Annotated in this window: 2 protein-coding genes and 1 pseudogene (1 of these 3 running past the window's edge); 1 reads left to right on the top strand and 2 read right to left on the bottom strand. The window is 69.7% G+C overall.

The genetic code is table 11. From position 1 onward, the window contains the following. The coding region (locus A2X88_05790) for a hypothetical protein (GenBank protein ID OGP33758.1) at nt 1-902 on the top strand (902 nt) is incomplete at its 5' end. Here A2X88_05790 and A2X88_05785 read toward each other — a convergent pair. Beyond that, nucleotides 903-2699 carry a hypothetical protein gene (locus tag A2X88_05785; protein ID OGP33757.1) on the bottom strand — a complete coding sequence of 599 codons (1797 nt, stop codon included), beginning with the start codon at nt 2697-2699 and terminating at the stop codon, nt 903-905. It lies immediately after the preceding gene. Further along, nucleotides 2594-3047 (bottom strand): annotated as a pseudogene (locus tag A2X88_05780) (hypothetical protein); it runs 242 nt beyond the window's last position. The gene A2X88_05785 and the pseudogene A2X88_05780 overlap by 106 nt, the downstream one beginning before the upstream one ends.

Below are 3047 nucleotides of genomic sequence, written 5' to 3'. Positions count from 1 at the left end.
GCGTCGCGGCTAGATTCTCCGGTCCCGCGGGGATCGCCCTCCTGGGGGACGATCTCTACGTGGCCGACACGGAAAATCACACGATCCGGAAGATCACACCGGCGGGGGTCGTCTCCACGGTCGCCGGGCTCGCCGGGACTTCCGGCTCCACGGACAGCCCCCCGCGGTTCAACCGGCCGCGGGGAATCGCCGCCCTGGGAACCGACCTCTACGTGACGGACACCGGGAACCACACCCTCCGGAAGATCACCTCCGCCGGGGTCGTCTCCACGGTCGCCGGGCTCGCCGGGACTTCCGGCTCCACGGACAGCCCCCCGCGGTTCAACGGACCGCAGGGGATCTCCGCGCTGGGAAGCGCCCTCTATGTGACGGACACGGGGAACCACACCGTGCGGAAGGTCACCCTCTCCGGGGTGGTCACGACCGTGGCGGGATCGGCCGGAACGCCGGGATCGGCGGACGGAACCGGGCCCTCGGCCCGCTTCAATGCCCCCGCCGGAATCGCCGTAACGGGAACCTCGGCCCTGTACGTGGCCGACACGGGAAACCATTCGATCCGGAGGATCGCAATTTCTTCCGGCGCAACGGACACATACGCCGGCGTCTCGGGTGTGGCCGGCTTCGCCGACGGGCAGGGGAATGCGGCGCGCTTTTCCTCCCCGGACGGGATCGGGGCGGTCGGCACCGTCCTCTATGTAGCGGATCCGGGAAACCATGCGGTGCGCAGGATCAGTGCGTCGAGAACCGTCACGACCTTCGCGGGAACGCCGGAGGCCGCGACGACCCGGGACGGCGACGCCTCCTCCGCCCTGCTGAACTCCCCGGCAGGGATCGCCGGGAATACGGATACGATCTATTTCACGGACGTCCGGGAGAACCTGGTCCGGAAGATCCTCTACTGATCACTCGAGGACGATACCCTCCGGCCCCTTCCTCGCCACGACGGGGCGCCCCCCCGGTTCCAGCTTCCCGGCCGCGATCCGCTCGCTGACCGGCCCCCGGATCCACCGGTCGATCGCCCTCCCGAGCTCCCGGATTCCGTATTCCGGGCTGTTCCCCTCCTCGGCGAGCCACTCCCGGGCTTCCGGCTCCACGACCAGGGTGATCCCGGACCGCGCCTGGAGGTCCTCCTCCAGCGCGGCAAGCTGCCGGTCCAGGACGGTCCGGACATCCCCGGAAGCGAGCCTCCGGAAGACGATCTGTTCGTCGATCCGGTTCAGGAACTCCGGCCGGTACCGCCGGCGGACCTCGGTGAGAGCCCCTTCGACGTCGCCGCCCGGCGAATCCGCGGCGCCGAACCCGATCTCCTTCCCGGTCCGGATGTTCCCGGTCATGACGAAGATCGAGTTCCTCGCGTCGGCCGTCCTCCCCTGGGCATCGGTGATCTTCCCCTCGTCGAACAGCTGGAGGAAGAGGTCGAACACCCTCGGGGCCGCCTTGTCGACCTCGTCCAGAAGCACCACCGAATAGGGGGTGGTGCGCAGACGGCCGGTGAGCTGCCCCCCCTCGTCGTACCCGATATACCCGGGAGAGGCTCCGATCAGCCGCGTCGCGGAGGAGTTCTCCTGGTACTCCGACATGTCGAGCCGGATGAAGGCGCGCTCCTCGTCGAAAAGGTAGGAGGCGAGCCGCCTCGCCATCTCGGTCTTTCCCACACCCGACGGTCCCAGGAAGAGGAAGACCCCGAGCGGCCTCCGCCGGTCCCCGAGTCCGGCGTGGGAGAGAAGCAGTCTCCGGCAGATGCGGGAGGCCGCCTCCTCCTGCCCCACGACGTGGCGGTTCAGATATTCCTCGAGCCCCCGTACGCGCGACTCCGTGAGCCCGGTAAGCCCGCCTTGCACGACCTGGACCGGGATTCCGGCCTTCTCGGCCATCACCCGCGCGACGATCTCCGACCGCACCACCGCCACTCCCATCGGTCCTTCCTGTACCGGCTCCAGCGCGAGGGAGAGCATGGGGACCCGGGCCTCCGCGCAGGCGCGGTCCAGGAGGTCGATCGCCTTGTCGGGAAGGAAGTGCCCCGGGTCGAACCGGATCGAGAGGTCCACCGCGGCGTCGAGCGCCTCGTCCGCGATGGTGACCCCGAAATGGGATTCCCGGTGGGCCCGGAGCCCTGTGAGAATATCCACCGTCTCCTCGCGTCCGGGCTCCGCCACCTGGATCGGCTGGAAGCGCCGCTCCAGCGCGGGATCCTTCTCCACGCTCTTGCGGTATTCCGCGATCGTCGTGGCGCCGATGCAGCGCAGCTCGCCCCGGGCGAGCGCCGGCTTCATGATGTTCCCCGCGTCCATCGGGGCCCCCTCGGCCCTCCCCGCGCCGACGACCGTGTGAAACTCGTCGATGAAGAGGATCACGTCGGGGTGGGCCCGGACCTCCTCGATCACCCGGGTCAGCCGCTCCTCGAACTCCCCGCGGTACTTCGTCCCCGCGACCAGCTCCGCCATCGAAAGCTCCACCACCCGCTTCCCTGACAGGACGCGCCGGTCCCGCCCGTTCGCCACCCGCTCCGCGAGCGCCTCCACGATCGCCGTCTTCCCCACTCCCGCCTCCCCCACGAGCACCGGGTTGTTCTTCGTGGGCATCATCAGGACCTTCAGGAGCTGGCGGACGGTGTTGCGGGTCCTGTCGGAGTCGACGAACGGCAGCAGCCTCCCTTCCCGGGCCGCCCGGGTGATGTCCCGGCCGTACCGGTCGAGCATCGGCGTGTCGTCCGGAACCGCCTCCTGGGAAACCACCGTGGTTCCGTCTCCCCATCGTCGCGGGGACCCCGTTCCTGCTGCCTCCCCTGGGAAGGGGGCCGCCCGGGAGCAGCCTCCCTGCGCATATCTCCCGTGATAGCTCCTGCCCCGGCCAGGGCGGCCGAGATGATCGCCCCCGGATCGGAGAGAACCGCCGTCAGAAGATCTCCGGCCCCGGTTTCCTCCCGCCCCTCCCGCCCGGCGATCTCGTTCGCCTTGCGGAAAAGCTCCCTGCAGGGATCGCTTCGGTGGAGGGTCTGCTCGCTGGGTCGTGCCCGCCCCGGGCGCAGCCGGGAACGGACCCCCCTC

The organism is Deltaproteobacteria bacterium GWC2_65_14 (genome assembly GCA_001797615.1).
GTDB lineage: Bacteria > Desulfobacterota > Deferrimicrobia > Deferrimicrobiales > Deferrimicrobiaceae > GWC2-65-14.
The sequence above is the reverse complement of the archived record's forward strand: the minus strand, read 5'-3'. Positions and strand labels throughout refer to the sequence as shown.